Annotated in this window: 16 protein-coding genes; 7 read left to right on the top strand and 9 right to left on the bottom strand. The window is 40.2% G+C overall.

All coding sequences use genetic code 11. From position 1 onward, the window contains the following. The first annotated feature begins 106 nt into the window (after positions 1-106). Positions 107-1459, top strand: a complete 1353-nt coding sequence (xseA, locus tag BHC51_RS02485) for an exodeoxyribonuclease VII large subunit (protein WP_100153270.1) — start codon at positions 107-109, stop codon at positions 1457-1459. 612 nt (positions 1460-2071) lie between these two features. Continuing rightward, the gene (locus BHC51_RS02480; RefSeq protein ID WP_100100062.1) at positions 2072-2431 is read left to right on the top strand and encodes a hypothetical protein; all 360 of its coding nucleotides are present in this window, start codon (positions 2072-2074) and stop codon (positions 2429-2431) included. A 52-nt stretch (positions 2432-2483) separates the two neighbouring features. On the opposite strand, the gene BHC51_RS02475 is transcribed toward BHC51_RS02480, so the two are convergent. From BHC51_RS02475 to lepA, 8 genes are all read right to left on the bottom strand, one after another. Beyond that, positions 2484-3347 carry an ATP-binding protein gene (locus tag BHC51_RS02475; RefSeq protein ID WP_100135352.1) on the bottom strand — a complete coding sequence of 288 codons (864 nt, stop codon included), beginning with the start codon at positions 3345-3347 and terminating at the stop codon, positions 2484-2486. A 31-nt stretch (positions 3348-3378) separates the two neighbouring features. Beyond that, positions 3379-3939 carry a class I SAM-dependent methyltransferase gene (locus BHC51_RS02470; protein ID WP_100100060.1) on the bottom strand — a complete coding sequence of 187 codons (561 nt, stop codon included), beginning with the start codon at positions 3937-3939 and terminating at the stop codon, positions 3379-3381. A gap of 85 nt (positions 3940-4024) precedes the next feature. Next, positions 4025-4948: a GTPase Era gene (era, locus tag BHC51_RS02465; protein ID WP_100100059.1), complete on the bottom strand. Its 924-nt coding sequence runs from the start codon at positions 4946-4948 to the stop codon at positions 4025-4027. Positions 4949-5257: 309 nt separating this feature from the next. After that, positions 5258-5779, bottom strand: a complete 522-nt coding sequence (locus BHC51_RS02460; protein ID WP_100153229.1) for a DUF2867 domain-containing protein — start codon at positions 5777-5779, stop codon at positions 5258-5260. A 188-nt stretch (positions 5780-5967) separates the two neighbouring features. Next, complete coding sequence (locus BHC51_RS02455; RefSeq protein ID WP_100100057.1) at positions 5968-6837, bottom strand: hypothetical protein; 870 nt, start codon at positions 6835-6837, stop codon at positions 5968-5970. A gap of 28 nt (positions 6838-6865) precedes the next feature. Continuing rightward, positions 6866-7591 carry a ribonuclease III gene (gene rnc / locus BHC51_RS02450; RefSeq protein ID WP_100100056.1) on the bottom strand — a complete coding sequence of 242 codons (726 nt, stop codon included), beginning with the start codon at positions 7589-7591 and terminating at the stop codon, positions 6866-6868. A 131-nt stretch (positions 7592-7722) separates the two neighbouring features. Next, positions 7723-8712, bottom strand: coding sequence for a signal peptidase I (lepB, locus tag BHC51_RS02445; protein WP_100153228.1), 990 nt, complete (start codon positions 8710-8712; stop codon positions 7723-7725). Between the two features lie 3 nt (positions 8713-8715). Continuing rightward, positions 8716-10506, bottom strand: a complete 1791-nt coding sequence (gene lepA, locus BHC51_RS02440; RefSeq protein WP_100100054.1) for a translation elongation factor 4 — start codon at positions 10504-10506, stop codon at positions 8716-8718. Between the two features lie 298 nt (positions 10507-10804). On the opposite strand from lepA, the gene BHC51_RS02435 reads away from it, so the two are divergent. The 5 genes from BHC51_RS02435 to icd all read left to right on the top strand — a co-directional run bounded on the left by BHC51_RS02435 (position 10805) and on the right by icd (position 17111). Continuing rightward, positions 10805-11470 (top strand): SanA/YdcF family protein, encoded by a 666-nt coding sequence (locus BHC51_RS02435; RefSeq protein WP_100153227.1) that lies wholly within the window; start codon positions 10805-10807, stop codon positions 11468-11470. Positions 11471-11619: 149 nt separating this feature from the next. Beyond that, entirely contained in the window at positions 11620-12750 is a 1131-nt protein-coding gene (locus BHC51_RS02430) for a M14 family metallopeptidase (protein ID WP_100100052.1), read from the top strand. 155 nt (positions 12751-12905) lie between these two features. Beyond that, complete coding sequence (locus BHC51_RS02425; protein WP_100153226.1) at positions 12906-13970, top strand: lysozyme inhibitor LprI family protein; 1065 nt, start codon at positions 12906-12908, stop codon at positions 13968-13970. A 654-nt stretch (positions 13971-14624) separates the two neighbouring features. After that, on the top strand, positions 14625-15695 hold the full coding sequence (dinB, locus tag BHC51_RS02420) for a DNA polymerase IV (RefSeq protein WP_100123836.1): 1071 nt from the start codon (positions 14625-14627) through the stop codon (positions 15693-15695). A 177-nt stretch (positions 15696-15872) separates the two neighbouring features. Continuing rightward, on the top strand, positions 15873-17111 hold the full coding sequence (gene icd, locus BHC51_RS02415) for an NADP-dependent isocitrate dehydrogenase (RefSeq protein WP_100153225.1): 1239 nt from the start codon (positions 15873-15875) through the stop codon (positions 17109-17111). Between the two features lie 506 nt (positions 17112-17617). On the opposite strand, the gene BHC51_RS02405 is transcribed toward icd, so the two are convergent. Next, positions 17618-18415: a toxin-antitoxin system YwqK family antitoxin gene (locus tag BHC51_RS02405; RefSeq protein ID WP_143558738.1), complete on the bottom strand. Its 798-nt coding sequence runs from the start codon at positions 18413-18415 to the stop codon at positions 17618-17620. Positions 18416-18427: the final 12 nt, after the last annotated feature.

Genomic DNA, 18427 nt, shown 5'->3' with positions numbered 1-18427 from the left:
ACAAAATATCACTATACCACGGTGCATATGCATAACTGAACCGCAATTGAAAAAAGCCGTATAATATTTGCAGAACAAAATTGTATTAAATATGGCGGTGTCTTTTATGTCTGAACTCTTTGCTCCGGCTGCATTAAGTGTCTCTGAACTGAATGCATGTGCACGGCAATTACTTGAACAGAATCTGGTTGGTTTGTGGATAGCTGGTGAAGTTTCCAATCTAACCCGCGCCGCCAGCGGGCATTATTATTTTTCTTTAAAAGATGCCCGTGCGCAGGTCAGATGCGTGCTATTCAAAGGTGTAGCACAGCAATTAAGCCAGCCTTTACAGGAAGGCGATGATCTTGAAGTATCAGGAAAAATCAGTATTTATGAAGCCCGTGGTGAGTTTCAGATTACCATCAATGCTGTCCGACACAAAGGTTTAGGACAATTATATGAGGCATATGAACGCCTAAAGCAGCAGCTGACAGCGGAAGGTTTGTTTTCAGCTGAGCGTAAGCGCCAGTTACCTACCCATCCGAAAGTCGTGGGAGTGGTTACCAGTCTGGCGGCAGCAGCTCTGCGTGACGTAGTCACAACCTTACGTCGACGTCATAGCGGCATCAGAGTGATTATCTATCCGACTGCTGTACAGGGTGCTGGCAGTGAAAAACAGATTGCATCTGCCATTGCCAGCGCTAACGAGCATGCACAGGCAGAAATACTGATTATCTGCCGTGGAGGTGGCAGTATTGAAGATTTATGGTCTTACAATGAAGAAGTTGTGGTAAGGGCTGTCGCTAATAGCGCCATTCCCACAGTTAGCGGCGTTGGCCACGAAACCGACTTTACACTGACCGATTTTGCTGCAGATATACGCGCACCTACACCTACTGCTGCCGCAGAACTGGTTAGCCCGGATATGGCACAACTCCGGCATAATGTAGCTCAATGGCAAACACGCATTCACCATTTACTGCAACAACGCTATTATGATGCTTCTCAGAGACTGGACTGGCTGGCACGCCAGTTAAAACACCCACAGCAAAAGTGGCAGCTACAGCAGCAGCAACTGACAGACTTGCAACGCCAGCTACAGTTAAATATGCAACGTCAGCTCAGACAGCAACAACAAAATTTGTTACAGCAACAGCGTAGCTTAAACAATTTGCGGCCACAAACTACTCATGCGCAGCAGGCGCTCACGTATCGAAAACAACAGTTGCAGCAATATGGGCACAATATTCTGCTGCACGCTCAACAACGGCTACAACAGCAAGCTTCAATACTGGAAGCTGTGTCACCCTTACAAATTTTGGCCAGAGGTTATAGCGTGGTAACCAATCAGCGTGGGCAGATTATAAGTGATAGCAGCAAATTGAAAACCGGCCAGTATCTTAATATCCGCTTCGCCACAGGCGAACGCAGTGTACAGGTGGCTCCGCCCCAAGTTCAGTCTGATTTATTTGATAATTAAGCTTTCTCTGATTTAAGAAGCTGCTGAAAAAAAAAGCTAATCATCAAAAGGTAAAAATCTATGAAACCTAGTTTTATACGCTATTTATTCCTTTTCTCTTTTTTATATTTCAATCAGGAGGCGTACTTGCTGTAAATATTTAAGGACTTTGAACCAATAAAATTTATTTAGATAATAGCGAAATACCATATAGTATTTTTTCAATACAGTTAACAATAAATACAGATGATGCCGTAGAGGGAGAGTTGTGCTCAACTGCTCATTTTGGTAATAAAATTACTGGCGAATCATCAAATTAAGGTTCATTCTGATAGTACTTTTGGTGGCAAAAACGGTATAGCTATCATTACTTTACAGAAGCATAATTTAAAAATGGGATTTAATTACTGCGCCTAATAGAGAATATTATTTTGACAAAAAAGCCATATTGCATCCTGTAAAGGTTAAGAATTAAAAAAATTTATATTGGCAGAATTAACCATGACAAAAATTTGTCTAAAATACAACGTATAGATAGTCATCCAAGTAATCAATTAAAACCGACTATTTAAATTCATTCATCAAAATTAAAATATACCAGCTATAACCGTATAATACTGAAAGGTACAAAATATGAAAGTATTGATTATACTAATGATTTTATTGTCTTTCACTTGCTCCGCAGAAGAACTTACTCGTGATTGTTTATATACCAATAATTATAAATCAGCGAGGTATACCATTAAAATAGTTTCTTGTTGTAAAGAAGGAGAATTAGATTGTGATAATGTTTATTATGAAGGAACAAGAAAGATAGATAAATCTTTCATACAGTTAAAAGGAAAAACAATAAATGATTATTTATCTCATCGTTTGTTAGGCTATCAATTTCAAAACAATGATTATTTATATATTGTTCAAGATAATTCATTAACAATATATAAAAAAAATAAATTATTACAAAAAGATTTATTAAATCTCCTCCATAATTAATTATATTATTTTTTAAGTTGCAGAACCAAAAAGATTTTCACGCAGAAAAAAATCAAATTTTTCTTTCTTGCGGTGCCCGCCCGACCCAGTCACAGACAAATTGCCAGGCCACCCTGCCCGAGCGACTGCCACGACTCTGGCTCCAGTTAAGTGCAGCACGTGTAGCTGTTTCATCCAAGGACAAGCCTGCTTCTTTCAGCCAGTTTTCCACCGCCTGCAAATAAGCATTCTGATCGAATGGATAAAAGCTCAGCCACAAACCAAAACGGTCAGACAATGATACCTTTTCTTCCACCGCTTCCTGTGGATGGACTTCACCACCGTTACCAGTCTGTACAATATTCTCAGCCATATATTCCGGCATCAGATGACGGCGATTAGAAGTAGCATAAACCAGTACGTTGTCACAACGTTGCGATAAGCCACCATCCAGCGTGGTTTTCAGCGCTTTATAAGCATCGTCACCGTCTTCAAACGATAAATCATCACAGAAAAGAATAAATTTTTCTGGTCGCTGAGCCAGCATAGTAAGCAGCGCCGGTAAAGTTAGCAAATCACTTTTATCCACTTCCACCAGACGTAAACCTTGGGCAGCATATTGATGCAATAAAGCTTTAACCAGTGATGATTTGCCCGTACCACGCGCACCTGTCATTAGTACATTGTTTGCCGGTCGGCCAGCAAGAAATTGTTCGGTATTGCGCACCAGCTGACGCCGTTGCTCATCTACAGCTGCCAGACAGTTCAGAGCAAAAGTGTGCGGATGAGGCAGACTTTCCAGAACACCTTTATTACCCAGCTTATGCCAGCGGTAAGCAACTGCTGTCCAGTCTGGTTCCTGAGTTAATGGCGGCAGAATGGCATCCAGCCGCTGTAATACTGTTGTAGCTAGCTGTATCAATTCTTTATGTTTCACCTATTTTCCTTTTAATTAAAATTGCAGTAATTTATATGCGCTTTTGTAATAACAAAGCATATGGGGCATCATGCACACGATTAATGAAAGCATATTTCAATACCGCTACCTGCTGCTGAGGCAGGCCAACCGCCCATGCCTGCACAGCCTCAGCCTCAATTCTGCCCTGCTCATGTCCCGGATATAAAACCGCAGCCAGCACACCATTAATCGCCAGATGAGCTAATCCGGCCTGCATGGCTTCTAGTGTTGTACTGGCTGTAGTCGTGCACCTTTTGTCAGCTCCCGGTAAATAGCCCAGATTAAACATGATGGCACTAACTTCACCCTCAATATAATCATCCAGATGTTCATGTCCGGCCTTAATCAGCTCAACCCGTTCACGCATACCTGCATTGACCAATCTTTTACTGGTTGCCTGTAACGCAGCTTCCTGGATATCAAAGGCCATGACTTTACCCAACGCTCCAACACATGTGGCCAGAAAAAGAGTATCGTGCCCATTACCTGCTGTGGCATCGACAACCGTATCCCCAGCCCGCACTACTTGCTGGATACTAGTATGAACAAAGTCCAAAATATTTAAAAGCATAAACTCACTATTATCCGTTGCCTAATGCAAGTAATGTCTGATTTCATATACGAACACACAAACAAAATGAATATCTGGTCGAACTTTACATACCCAATTCACGTAAAAAGCGAATATCATCAGCCCAGCCGGACTTCACTTTTACCCAAACCTTTAAAAATACTTTTGTATCAAACAGCTTTTCCATATCCAGACGTGCTTCAGTAGAAATCTTTTTCAATTTTTCGCCACCTTTGCCAATGAGAATGCCTTTCTGGCTATCTTTATCTACCAGAACCGCAATATAAATCCGGTATAGTCCATCTTCTTCGGCAAACTGTTCTACTTCAACATTCATTGCATAAGGTAATTCCTCACCCAGATAACGAAACAGTTTTTCGCGGACAATTTCCATGGCCAGAAACCGTGCTGATTTATCAGTTACCATATCTTCAGGATAAAGCGGAATTCCATGAGGCAGCATAGGTTTAAGCGTATGCACCAGTTGAGCAATGCCTAAACCATGCTTGGCACTTACCAGTGCTACCTTAGCAAAAGTAAAAGCCTGCTGTACTTCTTCAATAAAAGCCAGCAGAACACTTTGATCTTTTGCTTTAGCCTTATCTACTTTATTAATTACCAATACCACCGGAATACGCTGCGGTAATTGCTGTAATACTTCGCGATCCGCATCAGAAAACCGTAATGCCTCAATCACAAAAACAATCACATCTACACCGGCTACTGCTTCAGTAACATTCTGGTTTAGACGGTCATTCAGTGCATTGCGGTGATACGTCTGAAAGCCCGGTGTATCTACGAATATTAATTGTGCTTCATTATCAGTATAGATACCATTAACTTTATGTCGGGTAGTCTGAGCCTTTTTACTGGTAATACTGATTTTCTGGCCAATAAGATGATTCATTAATGTAGATTTACCTACATTCGGACGACCAACAATAGCAACAAATCCACAGCGAAAATTTTCTGACTGTGACGGATAATTGTGACTGGGCACTTCAGACATACATTCTTTCTAAAAAGTACAAAATAACCACAGCGTGGCTAAAATAAACTGGAGCATTCCAAAATATGGAATTTAACAAGGCAGAAAAGTCACCAATTCAACATTTCAAAAACAGATTATAGGCGATGAATCTGTATAGTTAAAAATAGAAACTATTGAGTTCATAAATAATACATTGCTTGTTCTGCAAATTTTTCTTTACTCATTTTATACCGCATGGTTGATTCATCAGCACATCAGCATTGTCGCCCTACTACACATAAGGCTTAGAGCAGATTACATTTTACAAATTAGATTGTCACAACTTGACTAATCAATATTTTCAAACAGTTTATGCACAATAAACGGATGAAGTACTGAAACTGGCAACATATATAACCGCCCCCAGAAATTATGATTTTTTACCGATGCAACCAGATACAGTAAATTTTTATCGGGATTGGAAATATTCTCAGTAATCCGCAAACATAAGCAAACATCTAAATGTGAATCTTTCACAATCAAAGTAAGCTTATCCGCTATGTCCTCAGTTATGGTAAAAAAATGGGCTGTGTTTATCTGGCCGGATTGATACTTGTTTTCTTCTAGATTGGTAAACCCTTTTATAGCCCGCACGCCTGCCGGTTTGACAACTATATCCCTGAGATTAAATAACATCCTTAACCATTCAGGCTGATGGGATGTCATCATTTTATAAGCCTCATATGCCGTAATATTTTTACAGATTTCTTTCTTTTGGCAATCCAGATAATCTAATTCATCGGCAATCATAGTGACATTATCTGGTAATTCACGCTGTACTTTGGAAATTGCCTTTTGCCTGCTAATCATTTTTTCTCCCTATTGGTATCATTCACGCTATAGCAGATAGTCTGAGCATTTCTTACGGGAAATGCTGATTTTCTGATCATTAAATGATGCATTAAGACTGACTTGCACACGAAAAGCTATCTTTATGAATCAAATATAAAATATATGTAAACCTAAATAATACAGCAAATTGAAAATAAATTAACAGCTCAATTTTTATTAGAAATATATCTTTTCTCTGGCTTATTCCAATGGTAAATCTTCGATACCTTTTTTGCGTTCCCTTTTTCCGACCACAGAATATCTTTCATTCCATAATGTGAAGTAGGCAGAATCCTAATAACATAAACATTTTCATGAATTTCATGGTCACGTGTACCATCGTCATGCCAGTTTCCTGCATAATTAGCAAAGTGATACGTCGGTGCATTGAACACTGGCAGTAATTCACCGTTAATCACAGCAAATAACGTTACCGATTCATCAAGAGCTCCTCCGCCTGCATAGCTTGTAGCTGTATTATGCCGTACACCAAAAGCTAATACATCTGGGCTTAATCGATATGGAGCAAAATCATAACGTCGCGGATTTCCAATAACCTGTACACCTGAATCATTATTCAGAAGAAAGCCACTGTTTTCCAGATCAGTGCCGCTTTCAATCCATGGCTTAGCCATCAATGAAAAGCCTTTTATCTGATCAAAATGCAACACAGCAATGACTGTTTTACCTTGTTCCCGATAATGACAGTAATCGTTATCATCTTTCTGAATACTAGAACAGGCTATAAAAATATAGGCATCAGGCTGACTTGGCCATGCCTTAATGCCCGCGAAATGCCAGTTTTCCTCATCTGCCTTCTTCGTATCAGCTAAAGCCAGAATTTTTTTAAATTCATCTGATTTTGAAAAAAAATCACGACCAAAATAATCAACTGGCTTTACCCCTCCCAGCTCTTCTGCAACAAACTCCCGACCAGCGGAATAATTAATGTTGGGATAGACTTCTTCAAGAGAATGCACTGTTTTTGCCCATATACTATTGCTTAGTAACAGGACAAGAAACCATAAAGATTTCATTTTTTATACCAAATCAGTAGCTGGTAAATTATTTTTTTCGCGGTTTTGATATCGGAAAATTCTCTTCCAGCCAGACCAGAGCAGTCTTCGCCGTTTGCTGTTCCGCTTCACGCCGGCTATGTCCAGCTGCTTCAGTTTGAAAACCAGTTTCTCCTAAATCACATTGCACCACAAATTGCAGATCATGCCCATCACCAATCTGCTCTACAATTCTGTATTTAGGCAATGGCATACGCCTTGCCTGTAAGGCTTCCTGTAAGCGTGTTTTTGCATCCTTACCACTATTCTGCGGATTAATATGCCGGATTCTTTCGGCATATAAACGGCGCACTACAGTTTCTGCTGTATTAAAATCAGCATCAAAACTCACTGCTGCAAATAATGCCTCCATTGCATCTGCCAGCGTTGATGGCCGTCTGAAGCCACCGCTTTTCAATTCTCCGGTCCCCAGCAGCAGGGCATCACCCACTTTTAATTCTGCTGCAATCTGTGCGAGTGTGTCCTGATTCACCAGATTAGCACGCATTCGTGATAGTTCACCCTCTGTCAGACGCGGAAAGGCATCAAACAACATTTTGGCTACAGCATAATTCAAAATTGAATCACCAATAAACTCAAACCGCTCATTGTGTAACGCGCTGTAACTGCGATGGGTCAATGCCTGTTGTAGAAATTTCGATTGTTTAAAGTGATAGCCAAGCATTTTTTGAACATAACCCAAAGCATTCTCATGGCGTACATCAATTTTTTTCATTTAATATTCTTTAATAATTGAATTAATTGTCTTTCAGGAAAGATTGTTTAATCAACCTGTACTATCAGAATCAATACAGCTTTGCTGCATAGACAAAGCGCAAGATAGAATCTTGCGCTTGAAATCAGACATTACTGAATTTTTGTGCCGATTCGCTTCATATCACTAATATTCAGCCATATCAGAAACGCTTTGCCTACAACCAGCTTATCGTCTACAAAGCCCCAGTAGCGACTATCATCACTATTATCGCGATTGTCACCCATCATAAAGTATTTTCCGGCCGGAACTGTACAGCTGAATCCGCTGCCATCTGGATAATAGGTACACAATTCACGATCGGGAAAATCAGGCCGCACACCTTGGAGGATAACAGCAGGCTGCTGCGGAATCTGTAACACCTGAACAGATTTGTTACCAAGCTGTTCATTCAATTGCCGGGCGTGAATTGTCATTGTGCCTAAGTTAAGTACCTGTTCCGCATAGTTGTATAGCTTCTGCTCATCAATATCGTTGACCACTTTATCATTAATTGACAGAGTTTTATCCTTGTATGTGACAACATCACCCGGTAAACCAATCACTCGTTTAATATAGTTTTTTCGAGTGTCTTCAGGATAATTGAATACCATCACATCACCGCGCTCTACATTGCTTACCGGAATAAGCACATTATTCAGAACTGGCAGGCGAATTCCATATACAAATTTATTCACCAGAATAAAATCACCGGGAATCAAACCCGGGCGCATTGAGCTGGATGGAATCTGAAAGGGTTCTGCCACAAAAGTACGTAGGATAAATACCACCAGAATAATGGGGAAGAAACCACTCATATAATCGGTGAAATGATTATCATCCAGCAGGCCGGAATTCATTTTCTTCTTGCGCCGGTGTATACACCAAGCTATACCGGTAAACAGCACAAATAACAGCAATACTGCAGTAAAACTCATGAATGCTGATAGCAGACCAAAAGCACCTACCAGCATCAGCAGATAGCCCCATTGTAATGTACCGCTCCACTCGCCATTTTCCTCACGCACTTTTGTGCTCTTGAAAAACAGCAGAATACCCAGCACTAATAATACCGCAGCGCCTATAATCATTGTCTTCGACATGTATTAATCTCCAACCTGCAAAATTGCCAGAAAGGCAGTCTGCGGAATTTCCACATTGCCAACCTGCTTCATACGCTTTTTACCGGCTTTCTGTTTTTCCAATAGTTTTTTCTTGCGGGTAATATCACCGCCATAACATTTAGCCAGCACATTCTTGCGTAGCGCCTTGACGTTTTCACGGGCAATAATCTTACCACCGATTGCCGCCTGCACAGCAATATCAAACATCTGACGAGGGATCAGTTCCCGCATTTTAGCTACTAGTTCTCGGCCACGATGAACTGAATTACTGCGATGCACAATCAGACTTAATGCATCCACCTTTTCACTATTTACCAGAATATCCAGTTTCACCAGATCCGCAGCTCTGAACTCTAGAAATTCATAATCCAGTGAAGCATAACCACGTGATGTAGATTTCAGTTTGTCAAAGAAATCCATTACCACTTCATTCATCGGCATTTCATAAGTCAGCATAACCTGCCGTCCCATGTACTGCATATTTTTCTGAACACCGCGTTTCTGATTACATAGTGTCATTACAGCACCAACATATTCCTGTGGCAGCAAAATAGTAGCAGTGATAATGGGCTCATAAATTGCTTCAAGCGTCCCGATGTCCGGCAATTTGGATGGATTTTCAATTTCAATGCGTTCGCCACTTTTCAGCAACACTTCATATACCACTGTTGGTGCAGTGGTAATTAAATCCATATCAAATTCGCGTTCCAGTCTTTCCTGAACAATTTCCAGATGTAGCAGACCGAGAAAGCCGCAGCGAAAACCAAAGCCCAGCGCCTGAGAAACCTCCGGCTCAAATTTCAGCGACGCATCATTTAGCTGCAATTTTTCCAGCGCTTCACGTAACGCATCATAGTCATGGCTTTCTACCGGATAGAGACCAGCAAACACTTGAGGTTGCACCTCTTTGAAGCCCGGCAAGGGATCAGTGGCTGGTTCACGTGCCAAAGTAATTGTATCACCCACCTTAGCGGAACCCAGTTCTTTCACACCGGTAATCAAAAAGCCTACATCTCCTGCTTTTAACTCAGGTTTCTGAACAGATTTAGGGGTAAATACGCCCAACTGTTCAACCTGTGTTTCAGCACCCGTGGCCATAAACCGCACTTTATCTTTCAGACGCACGACACCATCCACCATGCGGATCAGCATCACTACACCAACATAATTATCAAACCATGAGTCAATAATCAATGCTTTTAACGGGGCATCAGCCTTTCCTGTAGGTGCAGGAACTTTCTTGACAATTTCTTCCAGCACATCTTCAATACCGATACCACTTTTAGCCGAACAGCGTACGGCATCGATAGCCTCAATACCGATAATGTCTTCTATCTCTTCGATTACCCGCTCTGGTTCTGCGGCCGGCAAATCAATTTTATTTAATACCGGCAGTACTTCCACGCCCAAATCAATTGCGGTATAGCAATTAGCTACAGTTTGCGCTTCTACACCTTGTGAAGCATCAACCACAAGCAATGCACCCTCACAGGCCGATAGCGAGCGCGATACTTCATAGGAGAAGTCCACGTGTCCCGGAGTATCAATCAGATTGAGCTGATATATCTCCCCGTCTCGTGCCTTATACTGCAAGGCTGCTGTTTGTGCCTTGATGGTAATGCCACGTTCTTTTTCAATATCCATGGAATCGAGTACCTGAGCACTCATTTCCCGATTTTCAAGACCACCACAATACTGAATGAAACGATCAGCCAGTGTAGACTTCCCATGGTCAATATGGGCGATAATAGAGAAATTACGTATATTGTTCATGCAAGCCAATAATTAGTTAATTCAGTCAATAGTTTTTCAGCATCTCTAATACCAGATACTAGAAAACCAAAATAACTGTCCATTTTAACGGAATGTGCCAAAGTGCGCCGAAGAATTTATACAAAGCAAAAATTTTTTTAAAAAACAAGTAAACCCGAGTTAACCAGTATCGATATCATAAAACTGCGGCACAAACAATAAATATGCTATATTAATTTAATGTTAATTGCCATTAATGTTTATTCCGCAAAAATTTATTTGTAAACATCCTAATTAGTTAGTGTGGAGCTTTATTCGTATGACTATAACTTCATTAAAAAGAATAATTAAATATACGGTTTTTAGCACAATAGCTTTTACTATTATTTTAATATCCATCTATCAATGGATAAGCAGACAAGCCACACCTTATATATTCACAGACAGCAATCAGCTTACTCCTCGGTCTGTAGGTCTTGTATTAGGTACGGCAAAATATCTGCGCAATGGCAAACTAAATCCTTTTTACCAATATCGTATTGAGGGCGCTGTCAAACTTTACCAACAGGGAAAAATTAAACATTTGCTTTTGAGCGGAGACCACTCCCGCAAAAATTACAATGAACCAGAAACTATGCAGCAAGACTTGATTCGAGCAGGTATACCTGCTTCATCCATGACTCTGGATTATGGCGGGTTAAGGACTTTAGACTCTATCCTTCGAGCCAAAAAAATTTTTCAGGTTAACAGTTTTACCATTATTACGCAAAGTTTTCATTGCGACCGCGCCATACTTATTTCCCGTAAGCACCAACTGGATACACAATGCTATGCAGTACCCGCTCCAACCGGGAAGAATTATGCAAAAGTAATTTTGCGTGAAATCTTAGCCCGGGTCAAAGCTGTTAGTGATCTGTATATCAGACACAAACAACCGAAATTTTTAGGAAAACCAGAGCCAATAACTTTCTCTGCGGAAGAGTAACCGGTTACACTGAAAACACAGATATTACAAGTTTGTAGAAAATAACAATACTTTCTAACAGCGAGATAGATACTCAATATCGAAAATCACCTACAAAAAGAATACAATATACCTAAATCTAAATTAATGATTCATAAGAAAGTGGTTTCATGCTTAAAATTAGTACTCAGTTTGATGGTGGCAACATAGAAATTGTAGATGCTCAAAACCCTAGCAATATTCAATTGAAATTACCAAAAGACAACGCAGCCAATTTCCGTCAATGGTTTTATTTCCGCGTACAGGGAGCTGCCTACCAGAATCTTCAGTTACACTTTATCAATGCTGCTGAATCTGCCTATCCTGCTGGATGGGAAGATTATGAGGCAATGTGCTCATATGATCGCATCAACTGGTTTCGTGTTCCTACCACTTACGAAAACGGAATACTCTGTATCAACCACACGCCATTGGCAAATAGTGTTTATTACGCCTATTTTGAACCCTATTCTTATGAACAGCATCTTAATTTACTAGGAGATTCACAAAGTAGCGGTTTATGCCAGATAGAAGATTTAGGCAGCACATTGCAAGGACGTGACATCAACTTATTAACCATCGGCAATCAGGCAGCCAGTGACCTTAAAATATGGGTTATTGCACGTCAGCACCCGGGTGAAACGATGGCTGAATGGTTTGTTGAAGGGCTACTCAATCGTTTACTTGATCATCAGGATCCAACCTCTCGCGCACTACTCGATCGAGCCACTTTTTATATTGTCCCTAACATGAATCCAGATGGTTCTGTGTTAGGAAATCTGCGTACTAATGCAGCCGGTACTAATTTAAATCGTGAATGGTTACAACCCAGCATGGAACACAGCCCAGAAGTTTTTGTGGTTCGTCAAAAAATGCATGAAACCGGCGTTGACTTATTTCTGGATATTCACGGTGATGAATCCATACCTTATGTGTTTGTTGCCGGTAATGAGGGTATACCATCCTTTGATGAGCGCCTATACACATTGCAGGAACAGTTTAAACAGGCCTTTCTGCTGGCTAGCCCAGATTTTCAAGATAAATATGGTTATGAAAAAGATGCTTCAGGTAAAGCAAATCTAAGCATGGCCACATCTTATATCGGTGAAACCTTCAAATGTTTAGCCTATACACTAGAAATGCCGTTTAAGGATAATCATCAGTGGCCAGATGACGATTTCGGTTGGAATGGACAACGCTCACTACGTCTGGGGGAAGCAATTCTAAGCCCGATTTACGCCATACTTGATAACTTGCGTTAATTACAACATGTTGTATCTCAAGCATGAATACATTTCATACATTTTTGTATTTTTTAGTAAAATCAAATGATTAAAAATTACATACGCAGCATAATAAAGGTGGGTTAGTTGTAATTATGTTGTCTATATCTATCATTAATGCTTAGGAAACAATCATGAAAAAAAGCATATTTGTGTACAGCATCATCAGCGTTCTTTCTCTGGCCGCCTGTTCTCGCGATGATACAGCGTCCTCATCACCCCAATTAAGCTGTAATAGTGAACAGTTGCGTAATCAGATTCAGCAAACCCTGCAAACTGGTATCGATAATAATGCGCGCCAGTTTGCCCAAAATGACAGCCGGCAGTTTGTAGATGCGGAAAAAGTAATTGGTGCTAGCCATGAATTGAATATTGCTTTGTCAGATGGCAAGTTAGATAAAGACAGCAATGGTAATCCAATTTGCAGCAGTGAATTAAAGATTACTGTTCCAGCCAACATCTGGCAGCAAATTCAAACCAATGCACCGCTGTTATTTGGCAAATCCGATTTTATCGGTCGCCTAAATCAGCAGCTACAGGGCAATAGCGTTACACTGCATGATGGTGTGTTCACTAAGCCTGTTAAATATGCTCCTGTAGCCAGCAATACTAATGCTGCTTCGGCTACCAATGCTGCCAGCAATTTCGATCAGGCGGGTATTCAAACATTAGGTACAGTTTTAGGTAATACTCTGCTGCCGTATGGTATCAAAGATACAGTAGTTATTGCCGGACACACCTATAATCGCGCCGATGCCATTACTCTGATAACCGATCCAAATGCAAAAGTTTTACCTTTAGATCAGCCAAGTCCTACTGCACAAATGGCCAGTGCCATTTTGAACGGCCATCTACCTGCAATGAATAGCGATCATCAAGTTGATGGCAATCACATACAGAAAAATCCGGAAGATAGTAATAAGCAAGCTGACGTTACGGCTAACCAGTTGCAGATGACAAGAGATAATAACCGAAATGCCAATAGTGTTATCAATACACAGTGGCGTAATCTTGATGATACAGTACGTAAAACGTTACAGCATGAACAACAGAAATGGATAGCCCGCAAAACGAGTCAGTGTCAGGAGAAAGCAGCTAAAGCAGACTCACCGGCTCATGCAGAATTCCTGCGACTTGAATGTGATACTCAGATGACTAATGAACGTATCAAATATCTTAGCGGTTATGCATTACACTAATTTATAAGCTTAATCTGGGCACCAGTACTCCTGTTTATTACTGGTGCCTGAATTTAATCAGTCATTGACGATTTATTGTAAAAACAAAATTCTATAATAAATACACATTGAATAATGTAGCAAGCTGAAAGTTTAAACTTACATTCTTCTTTAAATATGAACCAAATGATTTTATAACATAAGCAATTACTCTACTGATGTCTTTGAATTATTACCTAACTTTTAATATATGCGTCATCAGGATGAAGTATTAGTGATATATCCTGATTAATGGCACTACTGTGTCTAAGAGCATTTAGAATCCAAAAAATATTAAGTAAACGAATAAGAATATATTAAAGTAGATAATGTCTCAGTGGCTAACTGCAATATCAATATAATCTGTTAAAAAATGTTACTACATTACCAGCTATTGAAACAGGCAAAAAAACTGATAATGTTAAGATGAACATGAATGCTGGAAATAAAGTAGCTTATATTTACATATTGGTTTATATGCGAGCAAAAATAGTACAATATAAATGTTATTGGATCATGTTTTATTTAATGAAATGAAAGCCATTAAAAATAGTACGGAAGCGATGGGTTTATTAATTTCATCAAAAACAGAACAGGATAATTTAAAAACAATCATTGTATATCACGTAGAATAATATGCCCGAACGAAAAATAATCCATATTGATATGGATGCTTTTTACGCTTCAGTAGAATTGCGCGACCGGCCTGAATTGCAAAATAAACCTGTTGTGGTTGCCTGGGATGGTCCCAGATCGGTTATTTGTGCCGCTTCGTATGTGGCACGCCAATATGGTTTGCATTCAGCCATGGCCGTAAGCACGGCTAAACGCTTGTGTCCCCAGGCAATCTACATTTCACCAGACTTCGGTAAATATCGCGCAGTATCACAACAAATACATAGTATTTTCAGCCGCTATACTCTTCAGATTGAACCTGTTTCTCTGGACGAAGCTTATTTGGATGTAACCAATTATCGGGGAGCATTACCCTATGCACGCGATATAGCGCGCGAAATACGTGTTGCCATACTGAATGAAACTGGCTTGACAGCTTCAGCAGGAATTGCTCCCAATAAATTTCTGGCTAAAATTGCTTCCGACTGGCGCAAACCTAATGGCCAGTTTGTTATTGCACCATCACAAGTTATGGCCTTTTTGCACAAATTGCCATTAGGTAGAATTCCTGGTGTCGGTAAAGTTACCGAACAAAAAATGCATGCCTTGGGCTGGGCTACAGTTGGTGATTTGAGACAGGTAAGCCTATCTGTTTTAGTACACCATTTCGGCCGCTGGGGGTACCGCCTATTTGATTTGGCACAAGGTCGTGATAATCGTGAGGTTACAACAGAACGTAATCGTCAGCAGATTTCTACTGAAATTACATTAAATGATAACGAAAGCCTGAGTGAAATAGCCCATCATCTGCCTGAACTGGCACAGACGCTGGTAGAGAACATGCAGCATAAGCAGCTTCAAGGCAATTGTGTCACTTTAAAATTAAAAAATACTCATTTCCAGATTTATACACGCTCCCAAACCTATTCTTCGCCCATACCAGATGCTCAGGCACTGGTTGCAGCCGGCAAGAATTTGCTCAAACGCATGCCCGACGATAGTGCCCAGTTTCGACTGATTGGGTTGGGTATAAGCCACTTTCATCAGCACGAATATCAATCCGATTTATGGGCATCAGAAAGCACTTACTGATAAGTTCTGGCCAAATGCTGGCTGTATCTGCACTGTTCTGCCGTACAATAGGTTACCGACTACATCGCACTACATTTCTCTAGCCTAAGTTAACAAAATAAAGGATAATCAACTTGACAGACTGCAAGTGGACGTATGTAGTCATCTATCAGAAAAAGTAACATCACAGGAGTTACCATGAGTCACATTAAAGTGCCGACAGAAGGTCATAAAATCGTTTCCGGTCAAGCCATTCCGAATGATCCTATTATTCCATTTATTGAGGGTGATGGTATCGGCGTTGATATTACACCAGTGATGAAAGACGTTATTGATGCTGCCGTAGCTAAAGCATATAACGGTGCTAAGAAAATCGTCTGGATGGAAGTCTATGCTGGCGAAAAAGCCACTAAAATTTATGGCGAAAATGTGTGGTTACCGGAAGAAACGCTGGAAGCCATCAAAGAATATAAAGTAGCCATCAAAGGTCCAATGACTACACCTGTTGGGGGTGGTATCCGTTCACTGAACGTTGCCATTCGTCAGCAGCTGGATTTATATCAGTGTGTTCGTCCTGTACAGTATTTTACCGGTGTACCTTCTCCATTAAAAGACCCAAGCAAGGTTAACATGGTGATTTTCCGTGAAAATACCGAAGATATTTATGCCGGTATTGAATGGTTGTCTGAAACAGAAGATGCAAAAAAAATTATTAACTTCCTGCAAAGCGAAATGGGTGTTACCAAAATCCGCTTCCCGCAAACTTCCAGTATTGGTATCAAACCCGTATCCAAAGAAGGCACACAACGCCTGACTCGTGCAGCCATTCGTTATGCTATTGATAACGATCGTGATAGTGTTACTATTGTTCATAAAGGTAACATCATGAAATTCACCGAAGGTGGCTTCCGTGACTGGTCTTATGAAGTGGCTAAAAATGAATTCGGTGCTACATTAATTGGTGAAGGCCCATGGTGTGAATTCAAGAATCCGAAAACTGGCAAAAATATCGTTATCAAAGATTGTATTGCCGATGCTTTCTTGCAGCAGATTTTATTGCGTCCGGCCGAATATGATGTGATCGCTACCTTGAATCTGAATGGTGATTACATTTCAGACGCTTTGGCTGCGCAAGTAGGTGGTATTGGTATTGCTCCAGGTGCCAATATTTCTGATGAATATGCCGTATTTGAAGCCACTCATGGTACAGCGCCTAAATATGCTGGTCAGGATAAAGTTAATCCAGGTTCCATCATTCTTTCTGCTGAAATGATGTTGCGCCATTTGGGCTGGAAAGAAGCTGCAGAACTAGTAAATGCTGCTATTGAAAAAGCTATTGCGGATAAAATCGTTACTTATGATTTTGCCCGCATGATGGAAGGTGCAAAAGAAGTTTCCTGCTCTGCTTTTGGCAAAGCTTTAATTGAGCGCATGTAATCTCAATTCGTTTATTTAGCTATAAAAAACCGAATCTACAAAATAGATTCGGTTTTTTATAATACTTAGTCTTAAAGATATGAGTATCTTCGTATAATAATTATGTAGATTTAGTTGATATCGGACAGTAATAAGAACTAATAATTTAACCTATAATACATTTCAATTAAACACGATTAAAGAGTGAAAACGTGATTTTAGGAATTGAAACTGACTCATGCGGCCGCTGTGTACATTATCATGATGAAAAAGATATCGCTGCACTCCAATGTGACCAATGTAAGCAATATTATGCCTGTTTTAAATGCCATAACCATATATGCGACCATCTGTTCACGCCCATGACAACTGAAAACAGTAAGCCGGTTATGTGCGGAAAGTGCAAAAATCTTTTGACTTATAAACAATATCAGCAATATACCTGCCCATTCTGTCGGGCATCATTCAATCCGCGCTGTGCAAAACACAAAAATATTTATTTTAATTAATTGGTTAACGAATATTCTTTAATTATCATTCAAATCAACAACCAGACCGTCTTCATCCCATTCTGTTTTACGTACCAGTTCATTCTTTTCAAATACCGATTCACTTTTTTTGGCACCAGATTCGTACCAGCTCAGTACGACACCACTTATCTTATTGTTATGTATGGCCACATCAGCAAGCAAACGTCCTTTATCATCCCATGTTGTCATGGTTTGGACTTCCCCATGATGTACGTTCATATCCTGTTTTATCTGGCCATTGGAATACCAGCGCTGCCAGCGGCCTTCTACTTTTCCATTGATAAAATACAGCTCCCCACGTTTCTGCCCGTTTTCATACCAGCTTAAAGTACGACCACTCGGCATACCTTTTTGCCAGTTCATTTCAATAGCCATCTGACCATTGGGGTACCAAGTATGCCATTTTCCAACAGGCTTGCTGTTTTTATATTCACCTTGTAATTTTTTTTTGCCATCTGGATACGATAGCTGTAATTCGCCCTCTTTCATTGCCGGAATAAACTGTTGCAGTTTATCTATGGGTAAGGCATAGCTGTCATTGTATTTGATTTTAGACGGATGATATGAATCCGGTACACCAATATGATTTTGCTCGGCATGAAACTGTTGCACATGCTGTACTTCAGACTGTTTTTGAACAATCTGAACATTTGCATCAAAATACGCAGTCTTATGCTGGTGTAACTTAACCTGCCACACAATCGCTATCAGAATGAGTATTATTGCGAGTACGAACCAGTAAAAACGTCTGGCTACATACATGACTTTTATCCCTTTTTTACTAAGCAGAGTCATTATTTTATGCAA

Origin of the sequence: Snodgrassella alvi (assembly GCF_002777745.1) — a bacterium.
Lineage (GTDB): Bacteria > Pseudomonadota > Gammaproteobacteria > Burkholderiales > Neisseriaceae > Snodgrassella > Snodgrassella alvi_D.
This window is presented reverse-complemented; position numbering and strand designations above follow the sequence as displayed.